This window comes from Citrobacter sp. CK181 (assembly GCF_030333595.1).
Lineage (GTDB): Bacteria > Pseudomonadota > Gammaproteobacteria > Enterobacterales > Enterobacteriaceae > Citrobacter_B > Citrobacter_B koseri.
This window is the reverse complement of record NZ_JAOWFN010000015.1, coordinates 382025-402265: the sequence shown is the minus strand read 5'-3', so window position 1 is coordinate 402265 and position 20241 is coordinate 382025. Positions and strand designations below refer to the sequence as shown.

General features: G+C 54.2%; 23 protein-coding genes. 17 read left to right on the top strand and 6 right to left on the bottom strand.

Translation table 11 applies throughout. From position 1 onward, the window contains the following. Positions 1-9: 9 nt before the first annotated feature. Entirely contained in the window at positions 10-1173 is a 1164-nt protein-coding gene (gene yqhD / locus OGW17_RS19185; protein WP_012135145.1) for an alcohol dehydrogenase, read from the bottom strand. A 193-nt stretch (positions 1174-1366) separates the two neighbouring features. Here yqhD and OGW17_RS19180 point away from each other — a divergent pair, with 193 nt between their 5' ends. Then, entirely contained in the window at positions 1367-2266 is a 900-nt protein-coding gene (locus tag OGW17_RS19180; RefSeq protein WP_139267351.1) for an AraC family transcriptional regulator, read from the top strand. Positions 2267-2313: 47 nt separating this feature from the next. Here OGW17_RS19180 and yghB read toward each other — a convergent pair whose 3' ends face one another. Beyond that, positions 2314-2973 (bottom strand): DedA family general envelope maintenance protein YghB, encoded by a 660-nt coding sequence (gene yghB / locus OGW17_RS19175; RefSeq protein ID WP_012135142.1) that lies wholly within the window; start codon positions 2971-2973, stop codon positions 2314-2316. A gap of 131 nt (positions 2974-3104) precedes the next feature. Continuing rightward, positions 3105-4292 (bottom strand): cystathionine beta-lyase, encoded by a 1188-nt coding sequence (gene metC, locus OGW17_RS19170; RefSeq protein ID WP_071257993.1) that lies wholly within the window; start codon positions 4290-4292, stop codon positions 3105-3107. A 251-nt stretch (positions 4293-4543) separates the two neighbouring features. Between metC and exbB the strand changes: the two genes are divergently transcribed. Both exbB and exbD read left to right on the top strand, forming a co-directional pair. Next, positions 4544-5278: a tol-pal system-associated acyl-CoA thioesterase gene (gene exbB / locus OGW17_RS19165; protein ID WP_071257847.1), complete on the top strand. Its 735-nt coding sequence runs from the start codon at positions 4544-4546 to the stop codon at positions 5276-5278. A 6-nt stretch (positions 5279-5284) separates the two neighbouring features. After that, positions 5285-5710 carry a TonB system transport protein ExbD gene (gene exbD / locus OGW17_RS19160; protein WP_012135139.1) on the top strand — a complete coding sequence of 142 codons (426 nt, stop codon included), beginning with the start codon at positions 5285-5287 and terminating at the stop codon, positions 5708-5710. 130 nt (positions 5711-5840) lie between these two features. Here the strand turns inward: exbD and OGW17_RS19155 are convergent, their stop codons facing one another. Both OGW17_RS19155 and OGW17_RS19150 read right to left on the bottom strand, forming a co-directional pair. Continuing rightward, positions 5841-6263 (bottom strand): hypothetical protein, encoded by a 423-nt coding sequence (locus tag OGW17_RS19155; RefSeq protein WP_012135138.1) that lies wholly within the window; start codon positions 6261-6263, stop codon positions 5841-5843. 1 nt (position 6264) lies between these two features. Then, positions 6265-6669, bottom strand: coding sequence for a hypothetical protein (locus OGW17_RS19150; RefSeq protein ID WP_012135137.1), 405 nt, complete (start codon positions 6667-6669; stop codon positions 6265-6267). Positions 6670-6773: 104 nt separating this feature from the next. Here OGW17_RS19150 and OGW17_RS19145 point away from each other — a divergent pair, with 104 nt between their 5' ends. After that, positions 6774-7277: an ESA_00282 family adhesion-associated protein gene (locus OGW17_RS19145; protein WP_012135136.1), complete on the top strand. Its 504-nt coding sequence runs from the start codon at positions 6774-6776 to the stop codon at positions 7275-7277. Positions 7278-7340: 63 nt separating this feature from the next. On the opposite strand, the gene OGW17_RS19140 is transcribed toward OGW17_RS19145, so the two are convergent. Next, entirely contained in the window at positions 7341-8381 is a 1041-nt protein-coding gene (locus tag OGW17_RS19140) for an aldo/keto reductase (RefSeq protein WP_071257848.1), read from the bottom strand. Positions 8382-8537: 156 nt separating this feature from the next. Here OGW17_RS19140 and yghX point away from each other — a divergent pair, with 156 nt between their 5' ends. From yghX to OGW17_RS19075, 13 genes are all read left to right on the top strand, one after another. Further along, positions 8538-9425 (top strand): YghX family hydrolase, encoded by an 888-nt coding sequence (gene yghX, locus OGW17_RS19135; RefSeq protein WP_048902413.1) that lies wholly within the window; start codon positions 8538-8540, stop codon positions 9423-9425. Between the two features lie 216 nt (positions 9426-9641). Beyond that, positions 9642-11282 carry a methyl-accepting chemotaxis protein gene (locus tag OGW17_RS19130; protein WP_071257849.1) on the top strand — a complete coding sequence of 547 codons (1641 nt, stop codon included), beginning with the start codon at positions 9642-9644 and terminating at the stop codon, positions 11280-11282. 83 nt (positions 11283-11365) lie between these two features. Next, positions 11366-11653: a DUF2623 family protein gene (locus tag OGW17_RS19125; RefSeq protein ID WP_012135131.1), complete on the top strand. Its 288-nt coding sequence runs from the start codon at positions 11366-11368 to the stop codon at positions 11651-11653. A gap of 187 nt (positions 11654-11840) precedes the next feature. Then, complete coding sequence (gene hybO / locus OGW17_RS19120) at positions 11841-12959, top strand: hydrogenase 2 small subunit (RefSeq protein WP_012135130.1); 1119 nt, start codon at positions 11841-11843, stop codon at positions 12957-12959. Between the two features lie 2 nt (positions 12960-12961). Then, the gene (hybA, locus tag OGW17_RS19115; protein WP_024130950.1) at positions 12962-13948 is read left to right on the top strand and encodes a hydrogenase 2 operon protein HybA; all 987 of its coding nucleotides are present in this window, start codon (positions 12962-12964) and stop codon (positions 13946-13948) included. Continuing rightward, positions 13938-15116 carry a Ni/Fe-hydrogenase cytochrome b subunit gene (gene hybB / locus OGW17_RS19110; RefSeq protein WP_012135128.1) on the top strand — a complete coding sequence of 393 codons (1179 nt, stop codon included), beginning with the start codon at positions 13938-13940 and terminating at the stop codon, positions 15114-15116. Before hybA ends, hybB begins: the two co-directional genes overlap by 11 nt. After that, entirely contained in the window at positions 15113-16816 is a 1704-nt protein-coding gene (gene hybC / locus OGW17_RS19105; protein ID WP_071257850.1) for a hydrogenase 2 large subunit, read from the top strand. Before hybB ends, hybC begins: the two co-directional genes overlap by 4 nt. Continuing rightward, positions 16816-17310 carry a HyaD/HybD family hydrogenase maturation endopeptidase gene (locus OGW17_RS19100; RefSeq protein WP_058668111.1) on the top strand — a complete coding sequence of 165 codons (495 nt, stop codon included), beginning with the start codon at positions 16816-16818 and terminating at the stop codon, positions 17308-17310. The genes hybC and OGW17_RS19100 overlap by 1 nt, the downstream gene beginning before the upstream one ends. Beyond that, the gene (gene hybE / locus OGW17_RS19095; protein ID WP_012135125.1) at positions 17303-17794 is read left to right on the top strand and encodes a hydrogenase-2 assembly chaperone; all 492 of its coding nucleotides are present in this window, start codon (positions 17303-17305) and stop codon (positions 17792-17794) included. Before OGW17_RS19100 ends, hybE begins: the two co-directional genes overlap by 8 nt. Next, complete coding sequence (gene hypA / locus OGW17_RS19090) at positions 17787-18128, top strand: hydrogenase maturation nickel metallochaperone HypA (RefSeq protein ID WP_012135124.1); 342 nt, start codon at positions 17787-17789, stop codon at positions 18126-18128. Before hybE ends, hypA begins: the two co-directional genes overlap by 8 nt. Positions 18129-18145: 17 nt before the next feature. Next, positions 18146-18394: a hydrogenase maturation factor HybG gene (gene hybG / locus OGW17_RS19085; protein WP_012135123.1), complete on the top strand. Its 249-nt coding sequence runs from the start codon at positions 18146-18148 to the stop codon at positions 18392-18394. A 79-nt stretch (positions 18395-18473) separates the two neighbouring features. Next, the gene (locus OGW17_RS19080) at positions 18474-19526 is read left to right on the top strand and encodes an ABC transporter substrate-binding protein (RefSeq protein ID WP_071257851.1); all 1053 of its coding nucleotides are present in this window, start codon (positions 18474-18476) and stop codon (positions 19524-19526) included. After that, positions 19526-20209 carry a molybdate ABC transporter substrate-binding protein gene (locus OGW17_RS19075; protein WP_071257852.1) on the top strand — a complete coding sequence of 228 codons (684 nt, stop codon included), beginning with the start codon at positions 19526-19528 and terminating at the stop codon, positions 20207-20209. The genes OGW17_RS19080 and OGW17_RS19075 overlap by 1 nt, the downstream gene beginning before the upstream one ends. Positions 20210-20241 lie beyond the last annotated feature (32 nt).

Here is a 20241-nt window from a genome sequence, read left to right as displayed (position 1 = left end):
GAAAAAACCTTAGCGAGCCGCTTCGTAAATCCGACGGCTGACATCCAGCGTAATGTCCTGATGTTCACCCAGATTTGTACCGCCGTGCGCTTCCAGTTTTGCCAGCAATGCCGGAATGGAACTGCCGTCCAGACCGTAATCAGACAGGCGAGTCGGTACGCCCATTTGCTCAAAGAAGCGGCGGGTGGCGGCGATGGCGGCATCAATACGCGCATCGTCGGAACCGTCGGTGATATTCCAGACTCGCTCTGCGTACTGCAACAGTTTGGCGCGTTTGGTATCGCGTTTTTCATTCCACAGCGCAGGCAGGACGATAGCCAGCGTCTGCGCGTGATCAAGGCCGTGCATCGCCGTCAGCTCATGACCCAGCATATGCGTTGCCCAGTCCTGCGGGACGCCCGCGCCGATCAAACCGTTCAGCGCCTGAGTGGCCGCCCACATCACGTTGGCGCGGACATCGTAGTTTTCCGGCTCTTTCAGCGCTTTCGGGCCTTCTTCGACAAGCGTCAGCAGGATACCTTCGGCAAAGCGATCCTGAATTTTTCCGTCAACCGGATAAGTGACATACTGCTCAACGGTGTGAACGAATGCATCCACAACGCCGTTAGCAACCTGGCGCGGCGGCAGGGTGTAGGTATAAACCGGATCGAGCACCGCAAACACGGGTTGGACGAACGGTGTCATAAAGGCCAGCTTATCGCCGGTGGTTTTACGGGAAATCACCGCCCCGGAGTTAGATTCTGAACCCGTTGCCGGCAACGTCAGCACCGATCCCATCGGTACGGCGCTTTTCACGTCGTTGCCACGGGTTTCCAGAATGCGCCACGGGTCCACGCCTTCGTCATATTGCGCCGCCGCCGCGATAAATTTAGTGCCATCCAGCACGGAACCGCCGCCGACCGCCAGCAGGAACGTCACTTTCTCATCACGTACAATGTTGACGGCGTTCATCAGCGTTTCATAAGACGGGTTTGGCTCGATGCCGCCAAATTCCAGCACGTCCAGACCTTTCAGCGCGTCATGTACCTGATCCAGTACGCCGGTCTTTTTCACGCTGCCGCCGCCGTAGGTGATCAATACGCGGGCGCCCTGAGGGATTTGATCGCGCAGATCGGCAATCGCGCCTTTACCAAACAGAATGCGGGTTGGGGTATGCAGATTAAAGTTGTTCATTGCTCGTTCCCTTATGTGGGTAAAAAAGTGGGCAGGCGAATGTCTGCCTGATGGTGAACATTGTGGTCGCCAGCCGCCTTCCTCTCAATGCTCATTTCTGCCAATGTCTTGCCCATTTCTCCAGAGCGCTGGAGAAAAAAGATAAATTTGCGCACAATCAACGCGTCGTAAACCGATGAGAAAAAAGCGCGCCATGAACCGTGAAGCCATCTGCCTGTTGCTGACAGATAAAATTAAGTATCTGATAAACAATCAAAACAACCTGAATGACTGCCTGCCCGACGTGCGTTTGCTCTACGGCACGGAGCCGGGGTCGCGCACGCCTGTGATGTATCAGCCTGGCATCATATTTCTCTTTTCGGGGCATAAGATCGGTTATATCAATGAACGCGTATTTCAGTACGATGCCAATGAATATCTGCTGCTGACAGTACCTTTACCCTTTGAATGTGAAACTTATGCGACGCCGGAAGTACCGCTCGCGGGGATTCGTCTGAATGTTGATATCCTGCAATTGCAGGAGTTGCTGATGGACATTGGTGAGGACGATCTGTTTCAACCGTCGATGGCGGCAAGCGGGATTAACTCCGCCACGCTGTCGGATGACATTCTTTGTGCGGCGGAACGCCTGTTAGATGTGATGGAAAGGCCGCTGGATGCGCGCATTCTGGGGAAACAGATTATTCGCGAAATTTTGTATCACGTTCTGATGGGGCCGCGTGGCGGCGCGCTGCTGGCGCTGGTCAGCCGCCAGACCCATTTCAGCCTGATTAGCCGGGTGCTGAAGCGGATTGAAACCAAATACACCGAGAACCTGAACGTTGAGCAACTGGCGGCGGAAGCCAACATGAGCGTCTCGGCGTTCCATCATAATTTTAAATCCGTTACCAGTACCTCGCCGTTGCAGTACCTGAAAACCTATCGTCTGCATAAAGCGCGGATGATGATCATTCACGACGGGATGAAAGCCAGCGCCGCTGCGATGCGCGTCGGCTACGAGAGCGCGTCGCAGTTCAGTCGGGAGTTCAAACGCTATTTTGGCGTAACGCCGGGGGAGGATGCGGCACGAATGAGAATGATGCAGGGAAGCTAATCATGTGTAAGCCGGATAAGCGTGGGCGCCATCCGGCAATCAGCAAATCAGGCGCTGCAATACTTCTTCTTGATCACGACGAATAATGTGCCGATCAAACCGGCGGCCAGCAGGGCAATCGGCAGGATCATCAAAAACGTCATCACCTGATCCTCATGACGTTTCACGAACGGGATCATGCTGAGCGCGTAGCCGAAACTGGTCACCACGCCGACCCACAGCAGCCCACTCAGCCAGTTAAAAAACTGAAACCGGCGGCTGGACAACCCTGAAATCCCCGCCATTGTGGGCAGCAGGGTGCGCACAAACGCCAGAAAGCGCCCGGCAAGCAGCGCCAGCAGGCCGTGCCGGTCGAACATACAGGTCGCGCGCTGATGGTATTTAACGGGAAGCTGCGCCAGCCAGCCTTTCACCGTTTGCGTATTTCCCAGCCAGCGCCCCTGAATATAACTCAGCCAGCAGCCGAGACTGGCGGCTGTCGTCAGAATAAGGATCGTGGGGACAAAGTCCATGACACCTTGTGCAACCAGCGCGCCTGCCAGTAAGAGCAGGCTGTCTCCGGGTAAAAAAGAGGCCGGGAGCAGGCCATTTTCTAAAAATAGCGTGGCAAACATCACAAAGTAGACAACGCTAACAACGTGTGGGTCCGCCAGCGCGGCAAAATCGTGTTGCCAGAGCGCAGCGATAATATCTTGAATGACAGCCATGGACTTTCCTGTGGAACCGCGTTTATGGGGCTATTGTACTCCTGAATTGCCCGGGATGCCTTGATCCCGGACGCAACAAATGCAGACTTTTCTGCCCGGAGTGTCTGCAATTCTGTCCATGACCGGAAACTTTACACAATACGCGTGAATCCTGCGGCTAAATCTGCAATCAGATCGTCAACATTCTCTAAACCGATGTGCAAACGGATCAGCGTGCCGGTGAAATCAACGTCGCCTTCGGGACGAATGGCGGCGATATGTTCCGGCTGGTTAGGCAGAATTAAGGATTCAAAGCCGCCCCAGGAGTAAGCCATGCTGAACAAGCTGAAATTATCCAGATAAGCGGAAAGCGCCTCATTGCTCAGCCTTTTATTCAGCACAAACGAGAACAACCCGCTGCTGCCCGTGAAATCGCGCTTCCAGAATTCGTGGCCTTTGCTGCCAGGAAGGGCGGGATGATTAACGCGGGCGACCTGAGGGTGATTCGCCAGCCACTCGGCGACTTTCAGGCTGCTTTCATGATGCTGGCGTAAGCGCACGCCCAGCGTACGTAGCCCACGGCTGGTCATATAAGCGGTATCTGCGTCCAGCATTTGCCCCATCAGATAGGCGTTTTCGCGTAATTGCTCCCAACAACGCGCATTAGACACGGCCGTGCCGACCATCGCATCCGAGTGACCAATCAGGTATTTCGTTCCTGCCTGGATGGAGATATCGATCCCGAAATCCAGCGCCTTAAACAGCACGCCCGCCGCCCAGGTGTTATCAATCATAATGACGGCGTCTGGCGCAACGCGTCTTACCGCGCCGACAATCGCCGGGATGTCATGCACTTCCATCGTGATGGAGCCAGGAGATTCGAGAAACACCACTTTCGTATTGGGCTGAATATGCTTCACGATATCCGCGCCGACCAGCGGATCAAACCAGCCGGTCGTCACGCCGAGTCTGGCGAGAACTTTGGTGCAAAAATCCTGACTGGGTTCGTAAGCGGTGTTGGTTATCAGGACGTGATCGCCCTGTTCCACAAAGGCCAGAATCGTGTTGGCGACAGCCGCCGCGCCGCAGGGGAAGAGCGCGCATCCGGCGCCGCCTTCCAGTTCGCACATGGCTTCCTGTAGCGAAAAATGGGTTAGCGTTCCGCGACGGCCATAGAAAAGCTCGCCATTGGCGCGGTTGCGGGTGGCGTGCTTTTTGGCTTCTACGGTGTCAAATACCAGCGAGGAGGCGCGCTGAATGACGCTGTTCACCGATCCCAGCGTGTATTTTTTGCTGCGTCCTGCGCTCACCAGTTTGGTTTCAAGATGTTTTTCTGCCATGTTGGAGTACCCATTTTTATACGTCTGGATGTCTAAACTATCATGAATGATGAGTGACGCATCCTGAAGAATCGGCATAAAGCAGAAAATTTTCTCAAAATGACATCTGGTGACTTTTTTACTGCGTAAGCGCAAGGAAAAGAAACCAAAGGTGCGGCACTATGTAAATAGTAATGAGAACGACTATCAATTCGACGTCGTTTTGATATTATTACGCTCAGAATTTGTGATTTGCGTCCTGGAGATACAGAGTGGGTAATAATTTGATGCAGACGGATCTCTCCGTCTGGGGTATGTATCAGCACGCCGACATCGTGGTTAAGTGCGTGATGATTGGTCTGATTCTGGCGTCAGTAGTCACTTGGGCTATCTTCTTCAGTAAGAGTCTTGAGTTCTTTACGCAGAAGCGTCGGCTCAAGCGTGAACAACAGCAGCTGGCTGAAGCGCGTTCTTTAGACCAGGCCAGCAATATTGCCTCCTCATTCGCGGCAAAAAGTTTAAGCTCACAGTTGCTCTATGAAGCGCAGAACGAGCTGGAACTGTCGGAAGGCAGTGAAGACAACGAAGGTATTAAAGAGCGTACCGGGTTCCGCCTGGAGCGTCGCGTAGCGGCGGTTGGCCGTCATATGGGACGCGGCAATGGCTACCTGGCGACCATCGGCGCCATCTCTCCGTTTGTCGGTCTGTTTGGTACGGTATGGGGCATCATGAACAGCTTCATCGGCATCGCGCAAACCCAGACCACCAACCTCGCGGTTGTCGCGCCGGGTATCGCGGAAGCGTTGCTGGCTACGGCGATCGGCCTGGTCGCGGCAATTCCTGCGGTTGTGATTTACAACATTTTCGCACGTCAGATCGGCAGCTACAAAGCGACGCTGGGCGACGTGGCGGCACAGATTCTGTTGCTGCAAAGCCGCGATCTGGATCTGAACGCGAGCGCTTCCGCTCAGCCGGTACGTACCGCGCAGAAATTACGTGTAGGATAATGTTCCATGGCAATGCGTCTTAATGAAAATCTGGACGATAACGGTGAAATGCATGAAATCAACGTGACGCCGTTTATCGACGTCATGCTGGTTCTGCTGATTATCTTTATGGTGGCCGCGCCGCTGGCAACGGTGGACGTGAAGGTGAATCTTCCTGCGTCCACCAGCACCCCGCAGCCGCGCCCGGAAAAACCGGTTTATCTGTCCGTGAAGGCCGACAACAGCATGTTTATCGGCAACGATCAGGTAACGGATGAAACCATGATCGGCGAGCTGAACGCGTTAACCGAAGGGAAGAAAGACACGACGATCTTCTTCCGTGCGGATAAAACCGTTGATTATGAAACAATGATGAAAGTGATGGATACGCTGCACCAGGCGGGTTACCTGAAAATTGGTCTCGTGGGTGAAGAGGTCGCGAAAGCGAAGTAATCGTTGTTGCTGATGGGCAGACAGACAGGCCGGGTAGGGCGCAAGCCGTACCCGGCTTTTTTATTGCCTGATGGCGCTGCGCTTACCAGGCCTGCATGATGCGGTATCGCTGGATTGCTGACTCGCCAGATTACTTCGTCGTGGAGAACCGTTTTTCATTCAGCGCGACGGTGGTGATATTGGTCGTTCGGTAATCGCCATCGGATAGCTTACGGGTCAGGCGCAGGGTCGCCGTTTCTCGCGCCAGTAAGTGCTGATATGTGCTCTCCAGGCGCGCCATGATTTTGTCCCGCATCTCGGGATGTTGCTCAATAATCGTATTGATAACCGAACCGTAGATCTCTTCTTTGACCTGGAGCGCATAGATTTCACGGCGATTTTGCCATTTCAGCCGTACTAACGCGGCGGGAATCGACACGATCTCCTGCGCCACCTGTTCGAGGGTCGCGTTTTTATTGGCGATAAGCGCTTTAAGATTTTGCTTTAAGATAAATTCATCGCTTTTATTATTATCTAAAGCTAAATAAACATTATTATCTTCAACGTCTTTCATATTATTTCTCTTCCAGAGAATAAAAAACAGGAGAGTTTTTCTCTCTGGTTATGAGATTAAGCCAAATTTCATTGCCGTGATCGTTTATTTTTGTTGTGGCATCTGCCAGAATTTTACTTAATGCCTGAGCATCAACATCGCCTTCCGCCTGTAGGCTATTAATAAGACGAGCAAACGTCTCAATTTTAGCTACGCGATAAAGCCGGTCTTTTAAATGACGGTCACGTTCTTCAAGTAACATGTTTTTAGATTGACCAGTCGGTGTGGCGCTAATTAAAATATCTGGCTCGTAATCGCTCAGCGTTTTCTTTCCCTGAGTCAAATTTTCACTATTTTCTACGGTCTCAGCATCGCCTGGCGAGGCAGATAAATGAAAACGAGTCGGCACAAGATGCTCGGGAAGCATGTTGGAATGTCCTTTACTATCAATAGTATATTGTTTTTTATAAGGCAGGTCTCGTTGACAATAGCATGGTGTAATTTTAAAATCAAAAAAAATGGAGTCGGCATATGAACAGCATTTTTTATTCTATTATCACTCTGCTATTACTCACTGGCGGCGTGCTTTTCTTGATGCACGAATTTAATAAACAGCGCTCTGCTGAGGCGTCTAATCCAGTAAATCAAGCGGAACCCTTGTCCAAAGAGGAGGGCGAAGATCATTTTTCGTCGCTCATGAATACTATTACACCGGTATGGTACTGGCGAGTCAATCACGAATATATTGATTTTCTTCACGCAACGATAAAGCGGATGACGATGGCGGAGCTAAACGGCACGCCGGGGTTATTTGATGCGCAGCGCCGTTGCAGCGATCTCAACTCTGCGGTCTATAAATATTATGACAACATTAAAAAGCGTTGTCTGAACGGGGAAAAGGTTCCGCATTCCGATCTGGATGTGCTTAACTTGCGGCAATGTTTCCGGGAATTTAGCCTGGAGGCGTATCCCTCCCTGGTCGCTCTGGTGTGGCCTGAATATCAGCGGCCGCTAATCAAACCGGAAGAGGTTTAATAAACGCGCCTGACGTTGGCCGGGTAAGGCGGAACCGCCACCCGGCGCGCGTGCCCGAAAGCGTTATTTATCCGATGAGGCTTGCCAGAGGTTCAGCTCGCCGTCCGCGACATGTTTATCGATTTGCGCTAACTCGTCAGCGCTGAATGTCAGGTTCGACAACGCCTGCACATTTTCTTCCAGCTGCTCTGGTCGACTGGCGCCGATCAGCACCGACGTCACGCGATTATCTTTCAACAGCCAGCTAAGCGCCATCTGCGCCATTGACTGGCCGCGACGTTGCGCCATCTCATTGAGTAAACGCAGGCTGTTCAGATTCGCTTCCGTCAGCATATTCTCCGTCAGACCGCGAACTTTTTTCCCTTCACGCTGCATACGTGAACCTTCCGGGATACCGTTTAGGTATTTTCCGGTTAACAATCCCTGAGCCAGCGGAGTGAACGCAATGCAACCCATGCCGTTGGCCGCCAGCGTATCCAGCAGACCGCTTTTATCCACCCAGCGGTTGAGCAGGTTGTAGGAAGGCTGATGAATCAGCAGCGGGATTTTCCATTCGCGCAGCAGTTCCGCCATTCGTTGAGTTCGCTCAGGCGAATAGGAGGAGATGCCGACGTAAAGCGCCTTACCGCTTTGTACCGCCTGCGCCAGCGCGGATGCGGTCTCTTCCATCGGCGTGTTTTCATCGACACGGTGGGAATAGAAGATATCGACATAGTCCAGCCCCATCCGCTTCAGGCTCTGATCGAGGCTGGCGAGCAGGTACTTACGCGACCCGCCGGAGCCGTATGGCCCAGGCCACATGTCATAACCCGCTTTGGTGGAAACGATCAGCTCATCGCGATACGGCGCAAAATCTTCCCGCAGCAAACGGCCAAAGTTCTCTTCTGCGCTTCCCGGCGGCGGGCCGTAGTTATTGGCTAAATCAAAATGGGTGATGCCTGAATCAAAGGCTTTACGCAGCAGCGCACGCTGTGAATCCAGCGTCTGAACGTGGCCGAAACTGTGCCACAAACCCAGCGATAGCGCGGGTAAACGCAAACCGCTTTTACCGCAGTAGCGATAAAGCATCTGCTCATAACGTTCGGGGTTGGCTAACCAGGCCATGTCATCTCCTTAGAGAAAGTGAATTTCAAAACAACGTTTCTATTCTAGCGGCTCAACGGGGTTTATCCCGTTCGTCAGGTCACATTGATGCGAAAAATTGGGCAAAAACACGTCGTTATGCTTTGCTTAAAAAAACATCAATTCAGGAGTGAAACTATGCCGCGTCTGACTGCCAAAGACTTTCCGCAGGAGTTGCTCGATTACTATGACTACTATGCACATGGAAAAATCTCTAAACGCGAGTTTCTTAACCTCGCGGCAAAGTATGCCGTCGGCGGCGTGACCGCGCTTGCGCTGTTTAATCTCATGAAGCCGAATTACGCGCTGGCGGTGCAGGTGGAATTTACCGACCCGGACATTTTGCCGGAATACATTACGTATCCGTCACCGAACGGGCATGGCGAGGTGCGAGGCTATCTGGTAAAACCGGCGAAGGCGACGGGTAAAACGCCTGCGGTCGTGGTCGTACACGAGAACAGGGGGCTGAATCCCTATATTGAGGATGTCGCACGACGCGTGGCGAAAGCGGGTTATATTGCGCTGGCGCCTGATGGATTAAGCTCGGTAGGCGGATACCCCGGTAATGACGATAAGGGCCGGGAATTACAGCAGCAGGTTGATCCCACAAAATTAATGAATGATTTCTTTGCCGCGATTGAGTTTATGCAGCGTCATCCGGCGGCCAGCGGAAAAGTGGCTATTACGGGATTCTGCTATGGCGGCGGCGTATCAAATGCGGCGGCGGTGGCCTATCCAGAACTGGCGTGCGCCGTTCCTTTTTATGGTCGTCAGGCTCCGGCGTCAGATGTACCTAAAATTAATGCGCCTTTATTATTACATTACGCCGAGTTAGATACCTCAATTAATGAAGGCTGGCCTGCCTACGAAACAGCGCTGAAGGCGAATAATAAAGTCTATGAAGCGTATATCTATCCTGGGGTGAATCATGGTTTTCATAATGATTCGACTCCCCGCTATGATAAGGCCGCAGCGGATCTGGCCTGGGCGCGCACTCTGGCCTGGTTTGAGAAATATTTACAATGAAAAACAAACGATTATTTCAGGTGCGGCATATTGCTTTGCGGCATAATAATGCCGTTATGCTTTATAAGCATTCACAGGAATAGCGGGCTGACGATGATTCGTATACTTAGTTAAGTAAAAAAACAATAAAGAAAGTATATATTCTGCATTCTCTGCCGATAACGAGGATAAGTGTCGCCTGATGGCGAATCCCTCAAGTACGGCAAGGAAATTCTTATGCGTTTGCTGCAAAACTTCACTATTCGTATTGTCATGCTGACAATATTGGGGCTCTTCTGTCTTCTTTGGTCGGGCGTTGGTTTATTCAGCGTCCATGCATTATCTAAAGTGGCGGAAGGGAATGATATCGATCGTCATATTGTGCGTCAGATGACGGTGCTAAGTCAGGGGAACGATCAGTATTTTCGTTTTGTCACGCGTTTAAGCCGTGCGATGGACGTTAAAATCGGCGGCGGTACGCCCGATTTTGTACCAGTACAGCAGGCGCTGGACAATATGAGCAAAAAGCTGGAAGAGATGAAAACGCTCTCTCCAGGGCCGATGGACCCGGAGATCGCCGCTGCGGTATTGGCAAACTGGCAGGCGTTGCTTGATAAGGGCGTCGCGCCGCAGATGCAACTGGCGCAGCAGGGTACGCTCACCGAATTTGCAGAACAGGCGAATAATGTCACCCCCGCCCTGAGCCGCGCCTTCGGCGCCAGCGCAGAACGTTTTAACAGCGCGGCCGGCACGATGCTGGACAGCACCCGCGTGATGGTGGACGGCAAAACGTCAATTATCCGCACCCTGATTATCACCGCCGTTATTCTGGGAATTGTGATTCTCTTCTTTACCGACCGTTACCTGGTCACGATGTTAGTGAAACCGCTGGCGCGCATTCGCCAACAGTTCCGCCAGATTGCGCAAGGCGATCTGAGCCAGCCGATTGAAGAGTTTGGCCGTAACTGTGTCGGTCGTCTGGTGCCGCTACTGAGCGCGATGCAGGATAGTCTGCGAGAAGCGGTCAGTTCGATTCGTTCAGGCAGTGACAATATCTGGCGCGGCGCGACAGAGATCTCCAGCGGTAACAACGATCTCTCTTCCCGTACGGAAGAGCAGGCAGCGGCGCTGGAAGAGACAGCTGCAAGCATGGAACAGCTCACCGCGACGGTGAAATTGAATGCGGATAATGCGCGCCAGGCCAGTCAGCTTGCTGATGCCGCTTCCGCGACGGCCGGAAAAGGCGGCACGCTGGTTTCTGAAGTGGTTGAGACGATGGACGGTATTTCAGCCAGCTCCAGACAGATCGCCGAAATTACGAATGTCATCAACAGTATTGCCTTCCAGACCAATATTCTGGCGCTGAACGCCGCCGTTGAAGCCGCCAGAGCCGGTGAACAGGGGCGTGGGTTTGCGGTCGTCGCCGGTGAAGTGCGTAATCTGGCCAGCCGTAGCGCCGGGGCTGCCAAAGAGATTGAAACGCTGATCGCTGAATCCGTGCGTCGCGTCGAGCAGGGTGCGCAGCTGGTGCAGGAGACGGGCGCGACAATGGAGGCCATTCTGCGCGGAGTAACCGAAGTCACCACCATCATGAAGCAGATCGCCGCCGCTTCCGAGGAACAAAGCAAAGGGATCTCTCAGGTTGGTGTGGCGATAACCCAGATGGACAGCGTGACCCAACAAAACGCCGCGCTGGTGGAGCAAGTTTCTGCGGCAGCGGCGGCGCTGGAACGGCAAACGGAAGAGCTGCAACGCTCTGTGCAACAGTTCCGCCTTTCTCATAATGACGCGCAAATCAGCCCGGCGAAAACGGTCTCTCCAGTCAGTCCGCGTGGGGCGTCTGCCGCGAAGTCAGGCGATGAATGGGTCGCCTTCTGATCCGGTAAAAAAAAGTATGTGATACCTCTGGCGTTCGCTTAAAAAATCGCTATATAATTTGTTATATAGCGATTGGAGGTATCATGGACAATCATTTTGGTAAGGGCCTGATGGCCGGATTAAACGCAACGTGTGCCGATAGCGCGCGTAACGTGGCGGGTTTTTGTTCTGATTATAAGCGCGGATTCGTATTAGGATTTTCGCATCGCATGTTTGAAAAAACCGGCGATCGACAATTAAGCGCCTGGGAAGCGGGGATTCTGACGCGCCGTTATGGCCTGGACAAAGATATGGTGATGGACTTCTTTCGGGAGAATCAATCGAATACGACTATCCGGTTCTTTATGGCGGGTTATCGTCTCGAAAATTGATCCGAAGGGGGTATTACCCCGGTTTAATTAATTACACTATTGTCTTACTCCTTCGTTTTGTTGTTCCGTCAAAGTATCATGGTTCAATAACCATAAAGAAAGTGTGGTAAATGGCGCGCCGATCGCAATAAGTTATTTGTGAACGGTGCAAAATAGAGCCAGGTCTTTGCAACGGAATAACAATAAAATGACTGGAGATAATACTCTCATCACTTCTCACGGCGTTAATCGTCGTGATTTCATGAAGCTTTGTGCAGCACTGGCCGCAACTATGGGGCTCAGTAGCAAAGCCGCCGCAGAAATGGCCGAATCGGTTTCCCGTCCGCAGCGCCCGCCCGTCGTCTGGATCGGCGCTCAGGAATGTACGGGATGTACCGAATCGCTCCTTCGCGCGACCCACCCAACGGTAGAAAACCTCGTTCTGGAAACGATCTCTCTGGAGTACCACGAGGTCCTCTCCGCCGCCTTCGGCCATCAGGTTGAAGAGAACAAGCATAACGCTCTGGAGAAGTATAAAGGGCAGTATGTGTTGGTTGTCGATGGTTCCATCCCATTAAAAGATAACGGTATTTACTGCATGGTTGCCGGCGAGCCGATTGTGGATCACATCCGCAAGGCGGCGGAAGGCGCAGCGGCGATTATCGCGATCGGTTCCTGTTCCGCGTGGGGCGGCGTCGCTGCCGCTGGCGTGAACCCGACCGGCGCCGTCGGGTTGCAGGAAGTCCTGCCGGGCAAAACCGTTATCAATATCCCGGGCTGCCCGCCGAACCCGCATAACTTCCTGGCAACGGTTGCCCACATCATCACTTACGGTAAACCGCCGAAGCTGGATGCCAAAAACCGTCCAACCTTCGCTTATGGCCGTCTGATTCACGAACACTGCGAACGCCGCCCGCATTTTGACGCCGGTCGCTTCGCCAAAGAGTTCGGCGATGAAGGCCACCGTGAAGGCTGGTGCCTCTACCATCTGGGCTGTAAAGGGCCTGAAACCTACGGCAACTGTTCGACGTTGCAATTCTGCGATGTCGGCGGCGTATGGCCAGTGGCGATTGGGCACCCCTGCTACGGCTGTAACGAGGAAGGCGTTGGCTTTCATAAAGGCATCCACCAACTCGCCCATGTGGAAAATCAAACCCCGCGTTCCGAGAAGCCGGATGTCAACCTGAAAGAGGGCGGCCACATTTCCGCAGGCGCCGTCGGGCTGCTTGGCGGCGTGGTTGGGCTGGTTGCCGGTGTCAGTGTGATGGCGGTACGTGAACTGGGGCGTCAGCAGAAGAAAGATAACGCTGACTCACGGGGAGAATAACCGTGAACAGACGTAACTTTATTAAAGCAGCCTCTGGCGGGGCATTGCTGCTGGGCGCGTCGCCGTCCATCAGCCATGCGGCTGCGGAAAACCGTCCGCCTATCCCGGGTTCCCTGGGGATGCTGTATGACTCGACGCTGTGCGTGGGCTGTCAGGCGTGTGTGACCAAATGCCAGGATATCAACTTCCCGGCGCGTAACCCGGAAGGGGCGCAAACCTGGTCGAATAACGACAAGCTGTCGCCTTACACCAATAACATCATTCAGGTGTGGCATAGTGGAAGTGGCGTCAATAAAGATCAGACAGAGAACGGCTACGCGTACATTAAGAAACAGTGTATGCACTGCGTTGACCCTAACTGCGTCTCCGTTTGCCCGGTATCCGCGCTGAAGAAAGACCCGAAAACCGGCATCGTTCATTACAACAAAGACGTCTGTACCGGCTGTCGCTACTGCATGGTCGCCTGCCCGTACAACGTGCCGAAATACGACTACAACAACCCGTTTGGCGCGCTGCACAAGTGTGAACTGTGCAACCAGAAGGGCGTTGAACGCCTGGACAAAGGCGGTCTGCCGGGGTGCGTTGAGGTATGTCCGGCGGGCGCGGTGATTTTTGGTACGCGAGAAGAGCTAATGGCGGAGGCGCAAAAACGCCTGGCGCTGAAGCCTGGCAGCGAATACCACTATCCGCGCCAGACGTTGCAGACTGGCGATACGTATCTGCATACCGTACCGAAGTATTACCCGCATCTGTACGGTGAAAAAGAGGGCGGCGGCACGCAGGTGCTGGTGCTGACCGGCGTTCCTTACCAGAATCTGGATCTCCCTCAACTGGCCGATCTGTCAACTGGCGCGCGTTCTGAACACATTCAACACACCCTGTATAAAGGCATGATGCTGCCACTGGCTGTGCTGGCGGGCTTAACCGTGATGGTTCGTCGTAATACGAAAAACGAGCATCACGACGGAGGAGACGATCATGAGTCATGATCCTAAACCGCTGGGCGGGAAAATAATCAGTAAACCGATCATCATCTTCGGGCCGCTTGTCGTCCTGTGCATGCTTCTTATTGTGAAACGTCTGGTCTTCGGGCTGGGATCGGTCTCCGATCTGAACGGCGGCTTCCCCTGGGGCGTGTGGATCGCTTTTGACCTGCTGATCGGCACCGGCTTCGCGTGCGGCGGTTGGGCGCTGGCGTGGGCGGTGTATGTCTTCAACCGGGGGCAATACCATCCGCTGGTACGCCCGGCGCTGCTGGCAAGCCTGTTCGGTTACTCTTTGGGCGGGCTGTCGATCACCATTGACGTTGGTCGTTACTGGAACCTGCCGTATTTCTACATCCCAGGGCACTTCAATGTGAACTCGGTGCTGTTTGAAACGGCGGTCTGTATGACCATCTACATCGGCGTGATGGCGCTGGAGTTTGCCCCCGCGCTGTTTGAACGCCTGGGCTGGAAAGTCTCGCTTAAGCGTCTGAACAAAGTGATGTTCTTTGTTATTGCCCTCGGGGCGTTGCTGCCGACCATGCACCAGTCGTCAATGGGATCGTTGATGATTGCCGCCGGTATTAAAGTACATCCGCTGTGGCAGAGCTATGAAATGCTGCCGCTGTTCTCATTGTTCACCGCTTTCATCATGGGTTTCTCCATCGTTATTTTTGAAGGCTCTCTGGTGCAGAGCGGCTTAAAAGGCAACGGCCCGGATGAGAAAAGTTTGTTTATCAAGCTGACCGGTACTATCAGCGTTTTCATCGCGCTGTTCCTCGTGTGCCGTTTCGGTGAACTGATTTACCGCGACAAGCTCTCTTATGCGTTTGCCGGTGACTACTACTCCTTGCTGTTCTGGGTTGAAGTCCTGCTGATGGTCTTCCCGCTGGTGGTGCTCCGTCTGCCGAAACTGCGCGGCGACTCGCGGATGTTGTATCTGTCCGCCCTCAGTATGCTGCTGGGCTGCGCAACGTGGCGTATGTCCTACTCGCTGGTGGCGTTCAATCCCGGCGGCGGCTACCACTACTTCCCCACCTGGGAAGAACTGCTGATTTCTATTGGTTTTGTGGCTATTGAGATTTGTGCATACATCTTACTCATTCGTCTACTGCCGATACTTCCTCCATTAAAACAAAACGATCACAATCGTCATGAGGCGAGCAAAGCATGAGCCAGAGAATTACTATTGATCCGGTAACCCGTATTGAGGGGCATTTACGCATCGACTGCGAAATCGAAAACGGTGTGGTGTCAAAAGCATGGGCATCCGGCACCATGTGGCGCGGCATGGAAGAGATCGTGAAGAATCGCGATCCGCGCGATGCCTGGATGATTGTGCAGCGTATCTGTGGCGTATGCACCACGACCCACGCGATCTCTTCCGTTCGTGCGGCGGAGAGCGCGCTGAAGATTGACGTTCCGGTCAATGCGCAGTACATCCGTAACATCATTCTGGCGGCGCATACTACCCATGACCATATTGTGCACTTCTACCAGCTTTCTGCGCTGGACTGGGTGGATATCACCTCTGCGCTGAAGGCCGATCCGGCGAAAGCGTCGGCGCTGTTGAACGGTGTGTCGAGCTGGCACCTGAATAGCGCGGAAGAGTTCACGAAGGTGCAGAACAAGATCAAAGACCTCGTTGCCAGCGGCCAGTTAGGGATTTTCGCTAACGGCTACTGGGGACACCCGGCGATGAAACTGCCGCCGGAAGTGAACCTGATTGCGGTCGCGCACTATCTGCAAGCGCTGGAATGCCAGCGTGACGCCAACCGCGTGGTGGCGCTGCTGGGCGGTAAAACGCCGCACATCCAGAACCTGGCGGTGGGCGGGGTGGCGAACCCGATCAACCTCGACGGTCTCGGTGTGCTGAACCTTGAACGCCTGATGTACATCAAGTCCTTCATCGACAAGCTGAGCGACTTTGTTGAGCAGGTTTACAAGGTGGATACGGCGGTAATCGCGGCGTTCTATCCAGAATGGCTGGAGCGCGGAAAAGGCGCGGTTAACTATCTGAGCGCGCCGGAATTTCCGACCGACGGTAAAAACGGCAGCTTCCTGTTCCCTGGCGGCTATATCCAGAATGCGGATCTGTCGACGTATCGCCCGATCGCCTCGCATTCCGATGAATACCTGATTAAAGGGATTCAGGAGAGCGCGAAGCACGCCTGGTACAAAGACGAAGCGCCGCAGGAACCGTGGGAAGGGACTACCGTCCCGGAATACACCGGTTGGTCTGATGACGGTAAATACTCGTGGGTTAAGTCCCCGACCTTTTACGGCAAAACCGTTGAAGTGGGGCCGCTGGCCAATATGCTGGTTAAACTGGCGGCGGGACGCGAGTCCACGAAGACCAAACTGAATGAAATCATCGCGATCTACCAGAAACTGACCGGTAAAACGCTGGAAGTGGCGCAACTGCACTCCACGCTGGGGCGTATCATTGGCCGCACCGTTCACTGCTGCGAATTGCAGGGTATTCTGCAAAACCAGTACAGCGCGCTGATCGCCAATATCGGGAAAGGCGACCACACCACGTTCGTTAAACCGGATATCCCGGCGACAGGTGAGTTTAAAGGGGTGGGCTTCCTTGAGGCGCCGCGCGGTATGCTCTCTCACTGGATGGTCATTAAAGACGGCATTATCAGCAACTACCAGGCGGTGGTTCCGTCCACCTGGAACTCCGGTCCGCGTAACTTTAACGATGAAGTGGGGCCGTACGAGCAGTCGCTGGTGGGGACGCCGATCGCCGATCCAGAAAAACCGCTGGAAGTGGTGCGTACCATTCACTCCTTCGACCCTTGCATGGCGTGCGCGGTGCACGTAGTGGACGCTGACGGGAACGAAGTCGTCTCAGTTAAGGTTCTGTAATGCGGATTTTAGTGTTAGGGGTCGGCAATATTTTGCTGACCGATGAAGCCATCGGGGTGCGTATCGTTGAAGCATTAGAACAGCGGTACATCCTGCCGGATTTCGTGGAGATCCTTGATGGCGGCACGGCGGGAATGGAGCTTCTCGGCGATATGGCGGACAGAGATCACCTGATCATCGCGGACGCCATCGTGTCGAGAAAGAACACGCCGGGAACCCTTATGATCCTGCGTGATGATGAGGTGCCTGCGCTGTTCACCAACAAAATCTCACCGCATCAGCTTGGCCTGGCCGACGTTCTGTCGGCCCTGCGCTTCACTGGTGAGTTTCCGAAAAAGCTGACGCTGATCGGCGTGATCCCGGAATCGCTGGAGCCGCATATCGGCCTGACGCCAACGGTTGAAGCGATGATTGAACCTGCTCTGGCGCAGGTTCTTGCCGCGCTGCGCGAGTCAGGCGTTGAGGCTATTCCACGGGAGGCTGCGCATGTCTGAGGAAATTTCAGGGTTCCCGTCCTCTCCGAGAATGCAGGTTCAGGCGGCGTTTGAAGAGATTGCCCGACGCTCAATGCACGATCTCTCGTTTTTGCACCCGAATATGCCGGTGTATGTCTCTGACTTCACCCTGTTTGAAGGGCAGTGGACGGGCAGCGTGATCGCGCCGTGGATGCTGAGCGCGCTGATTTTCCCCGGCCCCGATCAGCTCTGGCCGGTACGCAAAGTCAGTGAAAAACTCGGATTGCGTCTGCCGTATGGCGCGATGACCTTTACCGTTGGTGAACTGGACGGGGTTTCGCAATACCTCTCCTGCTCGCTGATGTCGCCGCTCAATCACGGTATGTCGGCGCAGGAGGGGATGCGTCTGGCGGACGACTGCGCGCGGATGCTGCTGTCGCTGCCGGTCAGCGATCCCGATGCGCCGCAGCTGGCAGGGCGTCGTGCGCTGCTGTTTGGACGCCGGAGCGGCGAGCATGCATGAGCTGTCCCTGTGCCAGAGCGCGGTTGAGATTATCCAGCAGCAGGCGGAACAGCATGGCGTGACGCGAGTCACTGGCGTATGGCTGGAAATTGGCGCGCTCTCGTGCGTTGAAGAGAGCGCCGTGCGCTTCAGCTTTGATATCGTTTGCCAGGGTACGCTCGCGCAGGGGTGTGCGTTGCACATCGACTATAAACCCGCTCAGGCGTGGTGCTGGGATTGCAGCCAGGCGGTTGAAATCACGCAGCATGACGCGCAGTGCCCACACTGTCAGGGCGATCGCCTGCGGGTGGATACTGGCGACTCGCTGAAAGTGAAAAGTATTGAAGTGGAATAACGTCCAGGTGGTTAACTATGTGTATTGGAGTCCCGGGGCAGGTTCTGTCCGTTGGTGAAGATATTCACCAGCTTGCGCAGGTTGAAGTGTGCGGCATCAAGCGTGATGTGAATATTGCCCTGATCTGCGAAGACAGCCCTGCAACGCTGGTGGGGCAGTGGGTGCTGGTGCATGTGGGATTTGCCATGAGCATCATTGATGAAGAGGAAGCCAAAGCCACATTAGACGCGCTACGCCGAATGGAGTATGACGTTACCAGCGCCTGATAATCCCTGAAGGCAATCTATCAAGCGGCCTTGCAATCGTTGTATACTAATATATATATCGATTGTGAGGACATCTCCCATGTTTAAATCCTTACGCCAGCTCTCCCTGCTGGCGTTGCTTTTTTCCCTGCCGTTTATGGCTCAGGCCGAGCGTACGTTTACCGATCAGATTGGTCGCCAGGTTACCGTCCCGGATACGGTGGATCGCGTGGTGGTACTCCAGCATCAGACGCTGAATTTGCTGGTGCAGATGAACGCCACCGACAAAATTGTTGGCGTGATGGCGAACTGGAAACAACAGCTTGGCGACGGTTATGCCCGCCTGGCGCCGGAGCTGACAACGAAAACCGCGTTGGGTGATTTAACCCACGTTGATGCGGAAAAACTGGTCGCGCTGCATCCGCAGGTGGTGTTTGTCACTAACTATGCGCCGCAGGAAATGATCGACAAAATCAGCAGTCTGGGCATTTCGGTGGTGGCGATTTCTCTGCGCCATGATGCGGCGGGCGAACAGGCTAAAATGAACCCGACAATGACGGATGAAGAGCAGGCTTACGATCAAGGGTTGCGTGAAGGGATCACGCTGATCGGCGATATCGTCAATAAACCTGACGAAGCAAAAGCGCTGATTGCCGCAACGGATGAGGGGCGCAAGATGGTGAGCGATCGCCTGAAAAACATCCCGGAAGATCAACGCGTTCGCGCCTATATGGCGAACCCGGAACTGACCACCTACGGCTCCGGTAAATATACTGGCCTGATGATGGCGCACGCGGGGGCGTTGAACGTGGCGGCATCGACCATCAAAGGCTTTAAGCAGGTCGCAATGGAACAGGTTATCGCCTGGAATCCGCAGGTGATTTTTGTTCAGGATCGCTATCCGAAAGTGGTGGATGAGATCCTGCAAAGCCCGCAGTGGCAGGTGATTGATGCGGTGAAAAATCATCGCGTCTATCTGATGCCGGACTACGCGAAGGCCTGGGGCTATCCGATGCCGGAAGCGATGGGCATTGGCGAGCTGTGGATGGCGAAAAAACTCTATCCGCAGAAATTCCAGGATATTGATATGCGCAAGGTCGCCAATGACTGGTATCAGCGTTTTTATCGCACTGACTATCAGGGCGTTGACTGATGAAAATCCTTGCCGCAGGCAGCCTGCGTGCCGTCTGGCAACCGCTAATGGCCTGTTTTCAGGCAGAGACGATCCGCTGTGATTTCGGCCCGGCGGGATTGCTGCGTGAACGGATTGAAGCCGGTGAGCCGTGCGACTTTTTCGCCTCGGCTAATGTGGCGCATCCGCAGGCGCTGCTGGCGAGCGGGCGGGCGCTGTCGGTTTCGTCCTTTGCGCTGAATCGCCTCTGCCTGACCGTGCGTGCTGACGCTATGCGGGAGGGCGACGACTGGCGATCACTGCTGATGCGCGAGGATCTGCGAATTGGCACATCAACGCCGGGCTGCGATCCTTCCGGTGATTACACGCAACAGCTTTTTTCGCGAATGGGAGCCGTCGGCGAGGCGATCCGCTCGCGTGCTGTGGCGCTGGTCGGCGGCCGGGATTCTTTGCCGCTTCCCACCGGAGCGCTGGCGGCGCAATGGTTAATCGACCACGATTACACGGATGTTTTTATTGGTTATGCCAGCTATGCCCCCAGACTGCGGCAAATCAGTACCCTGCGCGTGGTTGATATTCCTGAACCGTATAATCCGATCGCTGAGTATGCGTTTGCCTGTCTGACGGCGCGCGGAAAACCGCTTGCCGAATTTCTGCTTTCCACTCCGGCAGGACTGATTCTCATGCAACATGGGTTTAATTAAACGCCGACTATCACAAACCCGTGGGCCTGATA

Excerpts from the sequence above, each read along its gene's own strand:
- yqhD (WP_012135145.1), bottom strand. The coding sequence starts at position 1,173 with ATGAACAACTTTAATCTGCATACCCCAACCCGCATTCTGTTTGGTAAA.
- OGW17_RS19180 (WP_139267351.1), top strand. The coding sequence starts at position 1,367 with ATGAACCGTGAAGCCATCTGCCTGTTGCTGACAGATAAAATTAAGTAT.
- yghB (WP_012135142.1), bottom strand. The coding sequence starts at position 2,973 with ATGGCTGTCATTCAAGATATTATCGCTGCGCTCTGGCAACACGATTTT.
- metC (WP_071257993.1), bottom strand. The coding sequence starts at position 4,292 with ATGGCAGAAAAACATCTTGAAACCAAACTGGTGAGCGCAGGACGCAGC.
- exbD (WP_012135139.1), top strand. The coding sequence starts at position 5,285 with ATGGCAATGCGTCTTAATGAAAATCTGGACGATAACGGTGAAATGCAT.
- OGW17_RS19155 (WP_012135138.1), bottom strand. The coding sequence starts at position 6,263 with ATGAAAGACGTTGAAGATAATAATGTTTATTTAGCTTTAGATAATAAT.
- OGW17_RS19150 (WP_012135137.1), bottom strand. The coding sequence starts at position 6,669 with ATGCTTCCCGAGCATCTTGTGCCGACTCGTTTTCATTTATCTGCCTCG.
- OGW17_RS19145 (WP_012135136.1), top strand. The coding sequence starts at position 6,774 with ATGAACAGCATTTTTTATTCTATTATCACTCTGCTATTACTCACTGGC.
- OGW17_RS19140 (WP_071257848.1), bottom strand. The coding sequence starts at position 8,381 with ATGGCCTGGTTAGCCAACCCCGAACGTTATGAGCAGATGCTTTATCGC.
- yghX (WP_048902413.1), top strand. The coding sequence starts at position 8,538 with ATGCCGCGTCTGACTGCCAAAGACTTTCCGCAGGAGTTGCTCGATTAC.
- OGW17_RS19130 (WP_071257849.1), top strand. The coding sequence starts at position 9,642 with ATGCGTTTGCTGCAAAACTTCACTATTCGTATTGTCATGCTGACAATA.
- OGW17_RS19125 (WP_012135131.1), top strand. The coding sequence starts at position 11,366 with ATGGACAATCATTTTGGTAAGGGCCTGATGGCCGGATTAAACGCAACG.
- hybO (WP_012135130.1), top strand. The coding sequence starts at position 11,841 with ATGACTGGAGATAATACTCTCATCACTTCTCACGGCGTTAATCGTCGT.
- hybB (WP_012135128.1), top strand. The coding sequence starts at position 13,938 with ATGAGTCATGATCCTAAACCGCTGGGCGGGAAAATAATCAGTAAACCG.
- hybC (WP_071257850.1), top strand. The coding sequence starts at position 15,113 with ATGAGCCAGAGAATTACTATTGATCCGGTAACCCGTATTGAGGGGCAT.
- OGW17_RS19100 (WP_058668111.1), top strand. The coding sequence starts at position 16,816 with ATGCGGATTTTAGTGTTAGGGGTCGGCAATATTTTGCTGACCGATGAA.
- hybE (WP_012135125.1), top strand. The coding sequence starts at position 17,303 with ATGTCTGAGGAAATTTCAGGGTTCCCGTCCTCTCCGAGAATGCAGGTT.
- hypA (WP_012135124.1), top strand. The coding sequence starts at position 17,787 with ATGCATGAGCTGTCCCTGTGCCAGAGCGCGGTTGAGATTATCCAGCAG.
- hybG (WP_012135123.1), top strand. The coding sequence starts at position 18,146 with ATGTGTATTGGAGTCCCGGGGCAGGTTCTGTCCGTTGGTGAAGATATT.
- OGW17_RS19080 (WP_071257851.1), top strand. The coding sequence starts at position 18,474 with ATGTTTAAATCCTTACGCCAGCTCTCCCTGCTGGCGTTGCTTTTTTCC.
- OGW17_RS19075 (WP_071257852.1), top strand. The coding sequence starts at position 19,526 with ATGAAAATCCTTGCCGCAGGCAGCCTGCGTGCCGTCTGGCAACCGCTA.